General features: G+C 73.4%; 17 protein-coding genes. 7 read left to right on the forward strand and 10 right to left on the reverse strand.

Annotated features, from left to right (window positions below; translation table 11 throughout):
• The 3 genes from ACZ7KF_RS37390 to ACZ7KF_RS37400 all read right to left on the reverse strand — a co-directional run.
• A partial coding sequence (locus tag ACZ7KF_RS37390; protein WP_471085693.1) for an aminotransferase class III-fold pyridoxal phosphate-dependent enzyme occupies positions 1 to 413 on the reverse strand: 413 nt, incomplete at its 3' end.
• 12 nt (positions 414 to 425) lie between these two features.
• Complete coding sequence (gene ectA, locus ACZ7KF_RS37395; protein WP_471085696.1) at positions 426 to 944, reverse strand: diaminobutyrate acetyltransferase; 519 nt, start codon at positions 942 to 944, stop codon at positions 426 to 428.
• Between the two features lie 266 nt (positions 945 to 1,210).
• Complete coding sequence (locus ACZ7KF_RS37400; RefSeq protein ID WP_471085699.1) at positions 1,211 to 2,311, reverse strand: pyridoxal-phosphate-dependent aminotransferase family protein; 1,101 nt, start codon at positions 2,309 to 2,311, stop codon at positions 1,211 to 1,213.
• Positions 2,312 to 2,449: 138 nt separating this feature from the next.
• Between ACZ7KF_RS37400 and ACZ7KF_RS37405 the strand changes: the two genes are divergently transcribed.
• The 5 genes from ACZ7KF_RS37405 (at position 2,450) to ACZ7KF_RS37425 (ending at position 7,071) form a co-directional block, all read left to right on the forward strand.
• Positions 2,450 to 3,298: a transporter substrate-binding domain-containing protein gene (locus ACZ7KF_RS37405; protein ID WP_471085701.1), complete on the forward strand. Its 849-nt coding sequence runs from the start codon at positions 2,450 to 2,452 to the stop codon at positions 3,296 to 3,298.
• A complete protein-coding gene (locus ACZ7KF_RS37410; protein ID WP_471085704.1) occupies positions 3,295 to 4,128 on the forward strand; it encodes an amino acid ABC transporter permease in 834 nt (277 codons plus the stop codon). The genes ACZ7KF_RS37405 and ACZ7KF_RS37410 overlap by 4 nt, the downstream gene beginning before the upstream one ends.
• Positions 4,125 to 4,919, forward strand: a complete 795-nt coding sequence (locus ACZ7KF_RS37415; RefSeq protein ID WP_471085707.1) for an amino acid ABC transporter ATP-binding protein — start codon at positions 4,125 to 4,127, stop codon at positions 4,917 to 4,919. The genes ACZ7KF_RS37410 and ACZ7KF_RS37415 overlap by 4 nt, the downstream gene beginning before the upstream one ends.
• A 17-nt stretch (positions 4,920 to 4,936) precedes the next feature.
• Complete coding sequence (locus ACZ7KF_RS37420) at positions 4,937 to 6,028, forward strand: amidohydrolase family protein (RefSeq protein WP_471085709.1); 1,092 nt, start codon at positions 4,937 to 4,939, stop codon at positions 6,026 to 6,028.
• A gap of 134 nt (positions 6,029 to 6,162) precedes the next feature.
• Entirely contained in the window at positions 6,163 to 7,071 is a 909-nt protein-coding gene (locus ACZ7KF_RS37425) for an SCO1860 family LAETG-anchored protein (RefSeq protein ID WP_471085712.1), read from the forward strand.
• Between the two features lie 28 nt (positions 7,072 to 7,099).
• Here ACZ7KF_RS37425 and ACZ7KF_RS37430 read toward each other — a convergent pair whose 3' ends face one another.
• Positions 7,100 to 7,696: an NADPH-dependent FMN reductase gene (locus tag ACZ7KF_RS37430; RefSeq protein ID WP_471085714.1), complete on the reverse strand. Its 597-nt coding sequence runs from the start codon at positions 7,694 to 7,696 to the stop codon at positions 7,100 to 7,102.
• Between the two features lie 113 nt (positions 7,697 to 7,809).
• Here ACZ7KF_RS37430 and ACZ7KF_RS37435 point away from each other — a divergent pair, with 113 nt between their 5' ends.
• Complete coding sequence (locus ACZ7KF_RS37435) at positions 7,810 to 8,640, forward strand: helix-turn-helix domain-containing protein (protein ID WP_471085717.1); 831 nt, start codon at positions 7,810 to 7,812, stop codon at positions 8,638 to 8,640.
• Between the two features lie 131 nt (positions 8,641 to 8,771).
• On the opposite strand, the gene cobC is transcribed toward ACZ7KF_RS37435, so the two are convergent.
• The 6 genes from cobC to cobM are packed head-to-tail and all read right to left on the reverse strand — an operon-like array spanning position 8,772 to position 14,798.
• Positions 8,772 to 9,866, reverse strand: a complete 1,095-nt coding sequence (gene cobC / locus ACZ7KF_RS37440) for an Rv2231c family pyridoxal phosphate-dependent protein CobC (RefSeq protein ID WP_471085719.1) — start codon at positions 9,864 to 9,866, stop codon at positions 8,772 to 8,774.
• Positions 9,856 to 10,788: a sirohydrochlorin chelatase gene (locus tag ACZ7KF_RS37445; protein WP_471085722.1), complete on the reverse strand. Its 933-nt coding sequence runs from the start codon at positions 10,786 to 10,788 to the stop codon at positions 9,856 to 9,858. The genes cobC and ACZ7KF_RS37445 overlap by 11 nt, the downstream gene beginning before the upstream one ends.
• The gene (locus ACZ7KF_RS37450) at positions 10,785 to 11,033 is read right to left on the reverse strand and encodes a precorrin-8X methylmutase (RefSeq protein WP_471085725.1); all 249 of its coding nucleotides are present in this window, start codon (positions 11,031 to 11,033) and stop codon (positions 10,785 to 10,787) included. The genes ACZ7KF_RS37445 and ACZ7KF_RS37450 overlap by 4 nt, the downstream gene beginning before the upstream one ends.
• Positions 11,030 to 12,754 carry a precorrin-3B C(17)-methyltransferase gene (cobJ, locus tag ACZ7KF_RS37455; protein WP_471085728.1) on the reverse strand — a complete coding sequence of 575 codons (1,725 nt, stop codon included), beginning with the start codon at positions 12,752 to 12,754 and terminating at the stop codon, positions 11,030 to 11,032. The genes ACZ7KF_RS37450 and cobJ overlap by 4 nt, the downstream gene beginning before the upstream one ends.
• Complete coding sequence (cbiE, locus tag ACZ7KF_RS37460) at positions 12,751 to 13,983, reverse strand: precorrin-6y C5,15-methyltransferase (decarboxylating) subunit CbiE (RefSeq protein ID WP_471085731.1); 1,233 nt, start codon at positions 13,981 to 13,983, stop codon at positions 12,751 to 12,753. The genes cobJ and cbiE overlap by 4 nt, the downstream gene beginning before the upstream one ends.
• Positions 13,980 to 14,798 (reverse strand): precorrin-4 C(11)-methyltransferase, encoded by an 819-nt coding sequence (gene cobM, locus ACZ7KF_RS37465; RefSeq protein ID WP_471085734.1) that lies wholly within the window; start codon positions 14,796 to 14,798, stop codon positions 13,980 to 13,982. Before cobM ends, cbiE begins: the two co-directional genes overlap by 4 nt.
• An 83-nt stretch (positions 14,799 to 14,881) precedes the next feature.
• Here cobM and ACZ7KF_RS37470 point away from each other — a divergent pair, with 83 nt between their 5' ends.
• A complete protein-coding gene (locus tag ACZ7KF_RS37470) occupies positions 14,882 to 15,613 on the forward strand; it encodes a ZIP family metal transporter (protein WP_471085737.1) in 732 nt (243 codons plus the stop codon).
• Positions 15,614 to 15,621 lie beyond the last annotated feature (8 nt).

Raw genomic sequence — 15,621 nt, forward strand, 5'->3', positions numbered from 1 at the left:
GACACGATCGCCTCGCGCCCCTTCACCTTCCGCGCCAGCTTCAGCGCCGACTCCACGGCATTGGTACCCGTCGGGCCCGGGAACATGACCTTGTAGGGCAGGTCCCGCGGACGCAGCACCAGATCCTGGAAGGTCTGCAGGAAGCTGCGCTTGGCCGTGGTCGACATGTCCAGTCCGTGCGTGACACCGTCACGCTCCAGATAGTCGATCAACGCCCGTTTCAGCACGGGATTGTTGTGGCCGTAGTTCAGCGACCCCGCACCGGCGAAGAAGTCCAGGTAGGCATGGCCGTCCTCGTCGTACATCCGGCTGCCCCGCGCGCGGTCGAACACGGTGGGCCAGCCACGGCAGTAGCTGCGCACCTCGGACTCCAGGGTCTCGAAGACGCTGAGATCGGGCTGGGTGATGGTCACGTGAATCGCTCCTCAGTGGGGGGTGGACGCGGTCAACGGGCCTATGCGGTAAAGGACTTCGGGATCGTGGGGGCCATCGGGGAACAGGCCGGCGGAGAACAGCACCTCCCGGCCGACCCGCGCGCCGTGCCGCTCGGCGAACGAGGTGAACAGGCGCTCGGAGGCGGTGTTGCCGGGGGTGATGGTGGTCTCCAGCTCGGTGATGCCGCGTTCGGCGGCGAGCCGGGCGGTCAGGCCGTCCAGCAGCGCGGCGGCGATGCCGGCGCCCCGGTGGCCGGGGTCGACGGCCACCTGCCAGACGAGCAGGGTGTGCGGACGGTCCGGCCGCAGGTATCCGGTGACGAAACCGACCGGCTCCCCGTCCGCACCACGCGCCACCGCCGAGGTGTCGGCGAAGTCCCGGCACCACAGCAGATAGCTGTAGGAGGAGTTCAGATCGAGGGTCTTCGATTCCTTGGCGAGACGCCAGAGCGCGGCTCCGTCGGTCGTCGTCGGCCGTTCGATGAGAAGTTCTGCGGGTGCGGCAGTCATGCGGCACGAATTTAGCGAGGCGAATTCAAGAATGCACGGGAGCTGTCGGCGGTGTTGCCAGGGGCATAGGTGAAATGTCCGCAATGCCCCACGGCAAACCACCACAAAACGCCATCGTTGTGGAGTGTGTCACAGCCCGGAAAGTGCAGGAAAGCCGTCTGCAAACTCCCCTGTTTAGCTCTGCAAAAAGCGGGCAGAAGCAGATGGGAAGCTATCGTCCGGGGAATTGGTGGGAATTGTGAAAGGGAATTGAATTCCGACTTCGATCAGTGCCAGGCGGTCTCCGCGGCCCGGCGGGCGGCGGCCGGATCGACCGGCAGCCCCTTCTCGGCGAGAGCCGCCCCCAGTGCCGCCAGCGACCCCTGCACCGCGCCCGGCGTGGCGTCGGGGCCGTAGTGGTTGACCCGGATCATCTCCTGGGCCAGGGCGCCGCCGCCGGCCGCCAGCGGCAGCGCCGGGTCGCTCTCCAGGGCCTGCGCCACCAGCTCCGCGGCCACCACCCCGGACGGCACCCGCAGCGTCGTGGCGACGGGCGCCGCGTCCTTCTCCTCGTGCACGTACGGCTCCAGGCCCCCGCCCAGCGCGACCGCGCCCGCCCGCGTGGCCAGCGCGGCGCGCCGGTGCCGGTCCATCACCGTCTCCAGCCCGGCCGACTCGATCCGCTCCAGGCACGCCTCCAGCGCCAGCATCTCCAGCTGGGCCGGAGCGTGCGGCAGCGCCTTGCGGCCGGCGTCGGTCCAGCGCTCCTTCCAGTCCAGCAGGGAGAGGTAGGAGCGGCGGGGGGCGCCGGGGTTGGCGGCCATCCGGGCCCACGCCCGCTCGCTCACCGAGATCGCCGACACGCCCGCCGGGCCGCCCATCGCCTTCTGCGCCCCGATCACGCACAGGTCCACACCCCACGCGTCCGGCAGCACCGGCTCCGCGCCCACGGAGGCCACCGCGTCCAGGTAGAAGAGGGCGCCCTGCTCCCGTACCGCCTCGCCGATCTCCGCGACCGGGTTGGTGTTGCCGGTCGCCGCCTCCGCGTGCACCAGCGACACGAAGTCGATCTCCGGGTGCTCGGCGAACGCCTCCCGGATCTGCTCGGCGGTCACCGCCGTGTGGAAGGGGACCGCGATGTCGTGCACCGTGGCGCCGGCGTCGCGCAGCCAGTTGCCGAAGGTCTGGCCGTACGGACCCGTGATCACGTTCAGCGCCACCGTGCCCGGCCCGGCCGCCGCGCGGATCGCGCCCTCCAGCGGCAGCAGTGCCTCGCCCTGGGTGATCAGGACGTCCTGCCGGGTCCGGAGCAGCCGCGCCACCCCGTCCTCGATCGCGGCGAAACGCTCGGCGGTCAGCGGGGGCAGGTCGAGGAAGGGGTGGGTCACGGCGGTGCTCTCTTCTGCTCTCGGGGATCGACTCCATCGATCTTAGGTTGAAAGCCTTCGTAACCATGGGTTTGATTTGAGAGACTCAAACCCTTCCTTATAATCGGAAGCCACAGTTCCCCCACAGGAGATCTCCCCATGAAAACGCTCGCAGGGCGCCGGACCCGCCTCCTGGCCGCCACCACCGCGACCGCCGCACTCGTGCTCGTCGTGGCCGGCTGCTCCTCCAGCGACTCGGGGAGCGGCAAGACGACCGTCAAGGGCGTCCACCTCGCCAAGGCCGGTCAGCTGACCACCTGTACCCACCTGCCGTACCCGCCGTTCCAGTCGGAGGTGGACGGCAAGGTCCAGGGCTTCGACGTGTCCCTGATCGATCTCGTCGCCAAGGACCTCGGCGTCAAGCAGCAGATCCTCGACACGCCCTTCGAGAACTTCAAGACCGGCGCCTTCCTGAACTCCGGGGAGTGCGACCTGGCCGCCGCGGGCATGACCATCACGCCCGAGCGCAAGAAGAACGTCGACTTCTCCGACCCGTACTTCGAGGCCACCCAGGCCGTCCTGGTCGACAAGAGCAGCGGGATCGACTCGCTCGCCGACGTCAAGGCCAAGGGCAAGAAGCTCGGCGCCCAGGCGCAGACCACCGGCGAGGACTACGTCAAGGGCAAGGGCTACGACCCGATCTCCTTCGAGTCCTCCGACGCCGTCCTCAACGGCCTGCGCACCGGCCAGGTCCAGGCCGTCGTCATCGACTACCCGGTGGTCCAGGGCTGGCTGAAGGACAAGGCCAACGCCGACAAGTTCAAGGTCGTCGACAACCTCAAGACCGGTGAGCAGTACGGCTTCACCGTGAAGAAGGGCAACAAGGCGCTGCTCGACGCCATCGACAAGGCGCTCAAGAAGGCCAAGGCCGACGGCACCTACAAGAAGATCTACGAGCAGTGGATCGGCCCGTACAACGCCTCCGTCGCCTCGCCCGCCGCCTCATGACCGATACGGACGTACGACTCCAGCCGAAGAAAAAGGGACTGACCCGGCGCCAGAAGCGCAGCCTGTCGCGCGGCGCCCAGTACGCCGTCTTCGCCGCCGCCGTGATCGCCTTCGCGGTCACGGCGGACTGGGGCCGGCTGCAGAACCAGTTCGCCCAGGCCGACATCGCCCGGCAGATGTTCCCGGACGTCATCACGCTGGCGCTGAAGAACACCGTGCTCTACACGGTGTCCGGCTTTGTCGTCGGGCTCGTCCTCGGCATGGCCATCGCGCTGATGCGGCTGTCCTCCGTGGGTCCGTACCGCTGGCTGGCGAGCGTCTACATCGAGATCTTCCGGGGCCTGCCCGCCCTGCTGATCTTCATCTTCGTCGGTGTCGCCGTGCCGCTCGCCTTCCCCGGCACCGAGATCCCCGGCGGCACGTACGGCAAGGTCGCCCTCGCGCTCGGACTCGTCTCGGCCGCCTACATGGCGGAGACCATCCGCGCCGGCATCCAGGCCGTGCCCAAGGGGCAGATGGAGGCCGCCCGCTCGCTCGGCTTCTCGCCCGCGAAGGCCATGGTCTCGATCATCGTCCCGCAGGCCTTCCGGATCATCCTGCCGCCGCTCACCAACGAACTCGTCCTGCTCTTCAAGGACTCCTCGCTGGTGCTGTTCCTCGGCGTCACCCTGGAGGAGAGGGAACTGTCCAAGTTCGGCCGCGACCTCGCCAGCACGACCGCCAACTCCACGCCGATCCTGGTCGCGGGCCTGTGCTACCTGCTGGTCACCATCCCGCTCAGTTTCGTCGTCCGCCGTATGGAGACCAAGGCCCAGGAGGCGATCCGGTGAGCCGCCCGGAGATCGAGGTCCGCGGACTGCACAAGTCCTTCGGCGACAACGAGGTGCTGCGCGGCATCGACCTGGAGATCGGCCAGGGCGAGGTCGTCTGCGTCATCGGCCCCTCCGGCTCCGGCAAGTCGACGCTGCTGCGCTGCGTGAACCTGCTGGAGGAGCCCACCCGGGGCCAGGTCTTCGTCGGCGGCACCGAGGTGACCGACCCCGACGTCGACATCGACGCCGTACGCCGCCGTATCGGCATGGTCTTCCAGCAGTTCAACCTCTTCCCGCACCTGAGCGTCACCGAGAACCTCACGCTGCCGCAGCGCCGGGTCCTCGGGCGGGACAAGGCGGCGGCCGCGCGGACCGCCGCCGAGAACCTGGCCCGGGTCGGCCTGTCCGAGAAGGCCGACGCCTACCCGTCCTCCCTCTCCGGCGGCCAGCAGCAGCGCGTCGCCATCGCCCGCGCGCTCGCCATGGGCCCCGAGGTGATGCTGTTCGACGAGCCGACCTCGGCCCTCGACCCGGAGCTGGTCGGAGACGTCCTCGCCGTCATGCGCAGGCTCGCCCGGGAGGGCATGACGATGATGGTCGTCACCCACGAGATGACCTTCGCCCGCGAGGTCGCCGACCGGGTCGTCTTCATGGACGGCGGTGTGATCGTCGAGGACGGCAGCCCCGAGCGGGTCATCGGCGATCCGCAGCACGAGCGCACCCGGCACTTCCTCTCCCGGCTGCTCGACCCCGCGATGGCCGAGGTGGAGGAGGAGACCTCCGACCAGGTGGGGAAGTCCGCGCCGTAGGTCGTTAAGGTGCGGGCATGAGCGATGGCGCGGTGCTGCACGTGAAGGGCCGGATCCTGGTGGGGCCGGAGGACGTCCGCGACGACCTGTGGGTCGTCGGGGGCCGTGTCTCCTACGAGCGCCCCGCCGGGGCCCGGGACGTGCGGACCGTCACGGGCTGGGCCCTGCCCGGTCTGGTCGACGCGCACTGCCACGTGGGCCTCGACGCGCACGGCCCGGTCGACGCGGAGACCGCGGAGAAGCAGGCGCTCACCGACCGGGACGCGGGCACCCTGCTGATCCGGGACGCGGGCTCGCCCTCCGACACCCGCTGGATCGACGACCGGGACGACCTGCCGAAGATCGTCCGGGCGGGCCGCCACATCGCCCGCACCCGCCGCTACATCCGCAACTACGCCTGGGAGATCGAGCCGGACGACCTGGTGGCGTACGTCGCCCGGGAGGCCCGGCGCGGCGACGGCTGGGTCAAGCTGGTCGGCGACTGGATCGACCGCGACCTCGGCGACCTGGCCCCCTGCTGGCCCCGCGAGGCGGTGCGGGCCGCGATCACCGAGGCGCACCGGCTCGGCGCCCGCGTCACCGCCCACTGCTTCGCCGAAAGCTCCCTGCGCGACCTGGTCGAGGCGGGCATCGACTGCATCGAGCACGCCACCGGCCTCACCGAGGACCTGATCCCGATGTTCGCCGAGCGGGGCGTCGCGATCGTCCCCACCCTCGTCAACATCGCCACCTTCCCCAAGCTCGCGGACGGCGGCGACAAGAAGTTCCCGCGCTGGTCCTCCCACATGCGCCGGCTGCACGCGCGGCGCTACGACACCGTGCGCGGCGCCCACGACGCCGGCATCCCGGTGTTCGTCGGCACGGACGCCGGCGGCTCACTGGCCCACGGCCTGGTCGCGGAGGAGGTCGCCGAGCTGGTCACGGCCGGCATCCCGCCCGTGGCGGCCCTGTCGGCGACGAGCTGGGGTGCCCGCGCCTGGCTCGGCCGGCCCGGCCTGGAGGAGGGTGCCCCGGCCGACCTCGTGGTGTACGAGGCGGATCCCCGGGCGGACGTACGGGTGCTGGCGGCGCCGCGACGGGTGGTGCTGAACGGGCGGATCGTCGAGTAGATGTACTCGTGATTCGAATCGACGTGCGGAATATCCACGTTGGAGTGAAGTAACCCTGCACAGCTGACCGTTCACCCACAGTGCGTACAAGGTTGACGGGTCCCAAGCATGTTCCCGATGGGGGTCCCACCGCCTTGAACAGCAACAACTTCCGCCTGCCCGCACGCCGTCTCGCCGCCCTCGCGACGGTCACCGCCCTCACCGCGGCGCCCGCGGTCCTGGGCGCGGGCGCCGCGCACGCGACCACCGGCCACGGTCGCGCCTCCGCCGTCGTCCTGCGCACCGGGCTCGACGTGTCCCTGCTCGACAAGACCGTGAACGTCCCGCTCGCGGTCTCGCTCAACGAGGTCCAGGCACCCCGGAGCGCCGACAGAACCGCCCTCTCCGCCCGGCTCGACGGCGTGAACGGCGGCAAGCCCTTCACCGTGCTCGGCGCGGACGTCGCCGAGGCCAGGGCCACGGCCACCGCCCGGCGGGCCGAGGGCTCGGTCCGGGTCGCCCACGCCCGGCTGCACCTCCCCGGACTGCCCCTGCTGTCCCTGATCGAGGCCGACACGATCACCGCCAGGGCCACCTGCGAGACCGGCAAGGCGCCGGCCGCCGCCGCGAACGTCCTCGGTACCGTCACCGTCCTCGGCAAGCGGGTCACCCTGACCGCCGGCGGCCGGACCGAGGTCAAGGTGCCCGCCGTCGGCGAGGTCCGCCTGGACCTCGCCCGGCGGACCACGACGACCCGTACGGCCGCCGCGACCGCCCTCGAACTCAAGGTCTCCGTCAACCCCTTGAAGCTGGGCGTCGCCGACGTCGAGGGCACGGTCACCCTGGCGAAGGCCACCTGCGAGTCCCCGATGGCACCGCCCACCGGGAAGCCGGTGCCGAGCCACGACCCGGCCGCCGACGTCCGCCCCCAGGGCGCCCCGGCCCAGGCCGACCTCGCCGAGACCGGCGGCAGCTCGGCGACCCCGTACATCGCCGGTGGCGCGCTGGCGCTGCTGCTGGTGGGCGGGGGAGCGGTGGTGGCGGCCCGCCGCCGCAAGAGCTGACGGCGTCCGGCCGCCCCCGTCCCGCGGGTCACCCCGGGTAGGGAGCGGCCTCCCGGCCCGCCCGGAGCGTGCCCGCCCACCAGGACAGCTGGTCCAGCACGGTCTTGGCGTACCCGGGGGCCTCGGCGTCCAACGGCTCGCCGTCCTGCCAGGCGGTGAAGTAGTTCGGGAAGGCCAGCCCGTCCCGGACCGTCACCGCGTGCAGCTCGGTCAGCACGTTCTCCAGGTGCAGGACGGCGTGCCGGCCCCCGGCCGCGCCCCCGTAGCTGACGAAGGCGACGGGCTTGGCCGTCCACTGGGTGAAGTGCCAGTCGATGGCCGCCTTCAGGGAGGCCGGGTAGCTGTGGTTGTACTCGGGGGTGACGACGACGAAGGCGTCGGCCTCCTCCAGCGCCGAGGTCAGCCGGGCCATCCCGGCGGGCCGGGGGTAGCCGTCCCCGGCGTACTTGGGCGGGGCGGCGGGCAGCGCCAGCGGGATGTCGATGTCGGCCAGGTCGACGACGTCCACCTCGAACCCGCCGTGGGCACGGGCCTGTTCGGCCACCCACGAACTCACGACCGGACCGAACCGGCCCTCCCGGACGCTTCCGACGATGATCAGCAACTTGTGCGTGGTGTTCTCCATGCCCACCACGATCGGGCGCCGCGCACCGGGTGACCAGGCCGGGCTCAGGCTGGCCCCCGCAGGGCCACTCTGAGCCCTCCACCGGCCGCGGACAGCCCACCTATCCTCGCCTCATGGGCACACCGCTGGGGGACTTCATCCGTACCAAGCGCGACAGCATCCAGCCGGAGACGCTGGGACTGCCGGAGCGCGGCCGCCGCCGGTCGCCGGGGCTGCGCCGGCTGGACCTCGCCGCGCGGGCCGGCATCAGCGTCGAGTACCTGACCCGGATCGAACAGGGCCGGGACCGCAACCCCTCGATCCCGGTGGTCAACGCCCTCGCCGACGCGCTCGGCCTGGACCCGGCGGAACGCGGCCACCTGCGCTACCTCGCCAAGATCACCGGCGGTGAGTGCACCGCGCACGCCCGCCCGGCCCCGCCCCGGCGGGACGTCCGGCCCTCGCTCCTGGAGACGCTGCGCCTCCTGGAGCCGGGCATCGCCGTGGTGACCAACCGTCTCGGCGACATCCTCGCCCGCACCAGCGGCTACGAGACGCTGGCCGGCGGCACCGGACTGCTCGACGGCGACACCCCGAACCTCACCCGGTACGTCTTCACCGACCCGCGGGCCCGCACGTTCTTCGCCGACTGGGACGAGATCGCCGACGAGCAGGCCTTCGACCTGTGGCTCGGCCCGTCCGTCGAGAACTCGGAATGGTTCGGCGCGGAACTGGCCCCCGTGGCCGGCCCCGATTTCACGCGCCGCATGAACCGGCATGTGGTGCCGCGGCGGGGGACGCTCCGGCTCCACCACCCGACGGGACACGAACTCCGGTTCCGGCGCGAGACACTGGACGCCCCGGCGGACGCCCAGCAGCTCGTGGTGTACCTGCCGGCGGACGAGGAAACGGCGACGGCGCTCGAACGACTCCGGGACCGGCCGAGGCTGCGGGCGATCTCGTGACAGCACCGCGCGACCGCGAGCCCACGGGGCACCGCGCCGGCGAACTCGCAGCCGGCCGGGGCGGGACGCCGTCGCCCCGGCCGCCGGGGGCCTCGCGGCCGGCCGGGGCGGGAGGCCGTGGCCCCGACCTCTCAGCCGAGCGGGTCGGCTGGGTGGGTGGGCGAATCGAGGGCGGCCGACAGAGCTTCCAGGAAGCCGTTCACGGTCGCCCGGTCCCGCACCGCCACCCGTACCCAGTCCGCGCCGAGCCCCGGGAACGTGTCCCCTCGGCGCACGGCGTAGCCGAGGTCGCGCAACCGTCGCCGTACCGCGGCGGCACCCGGCATGCGCACCAGCAGGAACGGCCCCTCCGCGGGTTCCGTCACCCGCACGCCCCGGCCGGCGAAGGCCGCCAGCTCCGTCACCAGATGGGCCCGGTCCGCCGCGATGCGATGCGCCGCGTGCCCCGCCTCCGCCAGTGCCCGCGGTGCCACGCACACCTCGGCCGCGGTCAGCGCCGGCGTCGAGACCGGCCACAACGGCTGGGCCCGCGCCAGTTCGGCGACGATCTCCGCGGGAGCCAGCACGTACCCGATGCGCAGCCCGGCCAGCCCCCAGGTCTTGGTGAGGCTGCGCAGCACGACGAGACCCGGCACATCGGTCCGTCCGGCCAGCGACTCCCGCTCACCCGGCACCGCGTCCATGAACGCCTCGTCCACCACCAGCGTCCGCCCCGGCCGGGCGAGCCGGACGACCGCCTCCGCCGGATGCAGCACCGACGTCGGATTGGTGGGGTTGCCGATCACCACCAGGTCGGCGTCCTCCGGTACGGCCGCCGGGTCCAGCCGGAACCCGTCCGCCTCGCGCAGCAGCACCCGGTCCACGGTGTGCCCGGCGTCCCGCAGCGCGGCCTCCGGCTCCGTGAACTGCGGGTGCACCACGACCGGCCGCCGCACCTTCAGGGCACGGGCGAGCAGCACGAAGGCCTCCGCGGCCCCCGCCGTCAGCAGCACCCGCTCCACGGGCAGCCCGTGCCGCGCCGCCACCGCCGCCCGCGCGGCCCGCCCGTCCGGGTAGGCCGCGAGCGACGCCAGCGAGCCGGCGATCTCCTCCCGCAGCCACGGCGGGGGAGTGTCCGCGCGGACGTTGACGGCGAGGTCGACCAACGCGGCACCCGTGTCCCGTACTTCGGCGTCCCCGTGGTGCCGCAGATCGTGCCCGGGGCCGCCGGTCCGCTCAGTGCGCATGGCTGTGCGAGTGCCCCCCGTGATGGTGGTGCCCGTGCCCGTGGTGGTGGCCGTCGTCGTCCGGGTGGAAGTGCGGCTGCTGCGGCAGCCCCACCTTGTCCTCGAAGCCCGGCATCGCGATCCGGTACACGCACGAGTCGCAGTTCATGCGCAGGTCGCCCTTGACGGCCTCCTCGTACCGTTCCATCACCAGGTCCAGCAGCTCCGGCTCGGGCCCGATGACGTCGGCCGACCGCACGTCCACCCCCGGGTGCGCGGCGGCCCATCCCTCGGTCTGCTGCCGCACCCGGTCCGGCAGGATGCCGGTGAACAGGAAGTACGGCAGCACGACGATCCTCTTCGCGCCCAGCGCGACGCACCGGTCCAGGCCGCTCGGCACGTCCGGCGCCGCCAGCGACACGAACGCCGTCTCCACCCCGGCGTACCCGCGGCCCTCCCACAGCAGCCGCGCCGCCTTGAACACCTCGGCGTTGGCGTCGGGGTCGGTGGACCCGCGCCCGACCAGCAGCACGGTGACGTCCGCCCGGTCCTCGGGCGTCCGCGCCGTACCCCCGAGCGCATCGTCCAGCCGCCGCTCCAGCACGCTCAGCAGCGCCGGGTGCGGGCCCAGCGGGCGGCCGTAGGTGTACGAGATGCCCGGGTGCCGCTCCTTCTCGCGGGCCAGCGCGGCCGGGATGTCGCCCTTGGCGTGCCCGGCGGACACCAGCATCAGCGGCACCGCGGCGAACCGGCGCACCCCCCGCTCGACCAGCTCGGTGACGGCCTCGCCCAGCGGCGGCGGGGACAGTTCGATGAAGCCGCCCGCGACGGGCAGCTCGGGGTGGCGGCGCCCCAGCTCCCGGACGAAGTCGCGGAACGCCTCGGCTCCGGCGTCGTCACGGGTGCCGTGGCCGGCGATGAGCAGGGCGGGCGGGGTGGTCACGAGGTCTCCTCAGCTGAAACGGGGTGGTACGGCAGGGCGTCGGGCGTGGCGGCGGCGACCGCCGGACGGCCCTTCCGGGGCACGTCGCGCAGGGCGGGCGGCCCGCTCGCCCGCAACGCCTCCCGGGACCCGGCCTGCCGGACGAAGCCGCCGGGCCGGCCGGTGACGAGCGCGGGGGAGGCGTCGGGGCGGGCGCGCGGTCGCCGGAAGGACTGCCGTGCGACGGGGTGGACGGCCCGGTTCACCGGTCGTCCTCCTGCCCCGCGGAGCCGCTCGTCGACGAGGCCTCCTGCCAGCGGTAGCCGCGCGGGGTCACCATGCGCCCCGCGATCTCCCGGGTGGCCGTGTTGCCCACGGTCACGACCGTCATCATGTCGACGCTCGCCGGGTCCAGTCCGGCGAGGGTGGTGACCCGGCTGGACTCGTCCGGCCGGGAGGCGTTGCGGACGACCCCGACGGGCGTCGCCGGCTCCCGGTGCTCGGCGAGGATCGCGAGCGCCTTGGGCAGCTGCCAGTCGCGGCCCCGGGAGCGCGGGTTGTAGAAGGTGACCACGATGTCCGCCTCGGCCGCCGCCCGCACCCGGCGCTCGATGACCTCCCACGGGGTGTGCAGGTCGGACAGGCTGATCGACACGTGGTCGTGGCCCAGCGGCGCACCCAGGATCGCCCCGGCGGCCAGCGCGGCCGTCACCCCGGGCACCCCGACCACGTCGATGTCGTCGGAGGCCTCGGCGAGCGCCGGGGAGGCCATGGCGTACACGCCCGCGTCCCCGCTGCCGATGAGCGCCACGGCGTGCCCCTTGCGGGCCTCCGCGACCGCCGTACGGGCCCGCTCCTCCTCGGCGCCGAGCCCCGACTCCAGCACCCGGGTGCCGGGCCGCAGCAGATCGCGGATCTGGTCCACGTACTGGTCGAGCCCGACCAGCACCGAGGCCCGCCGCAGCTCGGCCGTCGCGCGCGGGGTGAGCAGGTCCCGGGCGCCCGGCCCGAGCCCGACCACCGCGAGCCGCCCGCGCCCCGGACGCCGTACCACGGCACAGGTCGCCATCGCCGGCTGTCCGTCGGCGCGCTCCGACTTCCGCTTGGGCACGAGGAGCGCACCGCCGCCCAGCAGGGCGGCGGCCTCGGCGACGGACGGCGTACCGACGGCCGCGAGCGGCGCGTCGGACGGGTTGGGCACCTCGACGCCGGCCAGTTCCTCGGCGGAGTACGTCACCAGGGGCACCCCGAGCCGCTCGGCGGCGGCGACGATGCCCGGCTCCTGCGCCTTGGCGTCCACGGTGGCCAGCTCGGCCACCGACGCGGGCGAGAGCCCCGCCCCGGCCAGCGTCCCCTCGATCAGCCCGAGCACCTCGGCCACCGGCGCGCCCCTGGACGCGCCCACCCCGACCACCAGCGTCGGCGGCCGGAGCAGCACCTCCCGCTCGCCCGCCGTGATGGCCCGGTCGGTGAGCCGGATGGTGCAGGAGCCCTCGGCCGCGACCGGCAGCGGCGGCAGCGGCCAGGTCACCTCGGCCCGCAGCGCGACCGGCTCGCCGTCCAGCAGGGCCCGGGACACCGCGGCGACCGAGCCCTCGTACGGCAGCCCGAGCGTGTCCAGGCCCGGCAGTCCGACGGCGTCCGTCGCCGTCGTCACCACCGGCTCCGCGCCCAGCGACTCACCGACCTCGCGGGCCAGTTCGTTGGCGCCGCCGCCGTGCCCGCCGAGCAGGGACACGGCGAACCGGCCGCCCTCGTCCACGCAGACCACGCCCGGATCGGTCGCCTTGTCGCCGAGCAGCGGGGCGAGCAGCCGTACCACCGCCCCCGTCGCCAGGAAGCACACCAACTGCTCGCACTCGGCGAACGCGGCCCGTACGGCCTCCCCGACGGGGCCGTCGTAGACGCGCGTACGCTCCGGCCAGGCCGCGGCCAGCCGGTCCCGCGCCGCCGCTCCCGCCGCGGTGGCGGAAATGAGGCCGATCACTGGGCAACTCCTTCACTGGACACCGGGGTTCGCACGCCCCACAGCAGAAACACAGGATTGGTGGCCGCCAGCCGGGTCACGTCCCCGGGCAGCGGCGCCAGACGGGAGGACTGCAGCAGCACCCCGTCGCAGGTGAACCCGGCATCCGTCAGCGCCTCGCGCGCCGCCGGCACCCGGTCCAGCGCGGCCATGGCGACGACGACCGTGCGCCGCGCCCGCCGCGCGCTCGCGGCGACGATGGCCGGCAGCTCCCGGCCCCCGCCGCCGACGAACACCGAGTCGGGGTCCGCCAGCCCCGCCAGCGCGGACGGTGCCGAGCCGTGCACCACGTCCACGTCGACGCCGTGGGCGTCCGCGTTGGCGCGGATCCGCGCCACCCCGTCCGGAGTCTTCTCCACGGCGACGACGGCCGCGCCGAACCGCGCGCACTCCACCGCGACCGAGCCCGACCCGGACCCCACGTCCCACACCAGGTCGCCCAGCCGCGGCCCCAGCCGGGCCAGGGCCAGCGCCCGCACCTCGAACTTGGTGATCATCGAGTCCCGGTGGGCGAACTCGCTCTCGTCCAGCGCCCACCGGGCCGGCGCCCCCGGTGCCCCGGCGACCGTGCGCATCGCGCCGAGCGCCCGTGCCTCGTCCAGGCACAGCACCACGCTCACCGCCGTACCCCAGTCCCGGGCCGCCGCCTCGGCGGCCGTCACCCGTTCCACACGCTCCCGCTCCGGGTCGCCGAGGGCACTCGCCACCACCAGGACCCGGTCACCGGGCAGCGCGGCACCCAACTCGGCGGGTCCGGCACCCGGCCCGGTCAGCACGGCCACCTTCGGCCGCGCCCGGCACACGTTCACCGCCGTACGCAGCTCCCGGCCGTGCGCGCTGACCACGACCGCGTCGTCCCAGGGCAGCCCGGTCCGGGCGAAGGCGGCGGCCACGGAGGACACACCGGGCCGCACCCGGAGCAGTCCGGCGCCGAACCGCTCGGCCAGCGCCCGCACGATCCCGAAGAACCCCGGGTCCCCGGACGCCAGCACGACGACCGGCAGCGCCTTGCCGACGTACTCCGCGACGGTGTCCAGGGCGGGGGCCAGCGGCCCGAGCACGACCCGCTCGGCGCCCTCGGGCAGCCGTACGGCGTCCAGGTGCCGCCGCCCGCCGACGACCAGCGCGGCCCCGGCGAGGACGTCCGCGGGCACGGGCGTGCCCGTTCCCGCACCGACGACCGTGATCAACTCTTCGCCTTCTGCTCGCGCAGTGCCCGCCGTGCCTGCGGATCGGCCTTGCGGTAGCCGTGGAAGTGGCCCGGGTGGTACAGGTGCGAGCGCGTCCCGTGGGCGGCCAGCGCCGGGCCGACCAGGAACAGCGTGTGCTTCCAGAGCTTGTGCTCCTTGACCGTCTCCTCCAGCGTGCCGATCGTGCACCGCACGATCAGCTCCTCCGGCCAGGTCGCCTGGTACGCCACCACCACCGGGGTGCTCGTCGGATAGCCGCCCTCCAGCAGCTCCCGCACCAGCTGCCCGCTGCGCGCCGCCGACAGGAAGACCGCCATCGTGGTGCCGTGCCGGGCGAACTCGCGCACCTCCTCGCCGGGCGGCATCGGCGTCTTGCCCCCGCCCAGCCGGGTCAGCACCACGGACTGCGCGACCTCGGGGATGGTCAGCTCGCGCCGGGCGAGCGCGGCCACCGCGGAGAACGAGGACACGCCCGGGACGACCTCGGTCGCGATGCCGATCTCCTCGCAGCGGTCCAGCTGCTCCTGCGTGCCGCCCCACAGGGCCGGGTCGCCGGAGTGGATACGGGCGACCTTCAGCCCTTCCTCGAACGCACGTCGGTACACGGCGACGACGTCCTCCAGGGACATGGTCGCCGAGTCCAGGATCTCGGCGCCCTCGCGGGCGTGGTCGAGGACCTCCGCCTGCACCAGGCTCGCGGCCCAGATCACCACGTCGGCCTCGGCGATGGCCCGCGCGGCACGGAACGTCAGCAGATCGGCGGCGCCGGGGCCGGCACCGACGAAGGTCACCTTGCCGGTGGGGGCATCGGCCATGGGAATCGGTCCTCTCCTACAAGTCAGTACGTGAACGGCTGTCGGACATGCGCGAACGGCGGTCCATCGGATAGCAAGGCCCTATGGCGGTCTTCGTGGCGCTCGGCGCGTTCCTGATGACGCTGGCCGGCGGCTGGACGGCACAGCGCGTGACCGACCGCCGCCATCTGGTCCTGGGCCTGGCCGGCGGGCTGATGCTGGGCGTGGTCGGCCTGGACCTGCTGCCGGAGGCGCTGCGCGCGGCCGACCGTGAGATCTTCGGCGTGCCCGCCGCCCTGCTGCTGTTCGTGGCCGGATTCCTGCTCGCCCATCTGGTGGAGCGCACGCTGGCCGCCCGCCAGGCCGCGCACGGCGGCGCCGAGGGGCACGACCACCGGGTGCCCGAGGTGGGTCTCGCGGCGGCCGCGGCGATGGTGGGCCACAGCGCCATGGACGGCGTGGCGATCGGCGCGGCCTTCCAGGTGGGCGGCGGCATGGGCACGGCCGTCGCGCTCGCCGTGATCGCCCACGACTTCGCCGACGGCTTCAACACCTTCACCCTCACCAGCCTGTACGGCAACGCGCGCCGCCGGGCCGTCGGCATGCTGGTCGCCGACGCCTGCGCACCCCTGCTGGGCGCGCTGTCCACGCTCTTCTTCCGCCTCCCGGAACCGGTGCTCGGCGGCTATCTCGGCCTCTTCGGCGGCGTGCTGCTCTACCTCGCCGCCGCCGAGATCCTGCCCGAGGCCCACCACGAGCACCCGGCCCGCTCCACCCTGCTGTGCACGGTGGCCGGTGCCGCGTTCGTCTGGCTGGTGGTCGGCCTCGCCGGCTGACCCGGCAG

The organism is Streptomyces sp. NPDC038200 (genome assembly GCF_055600785.1).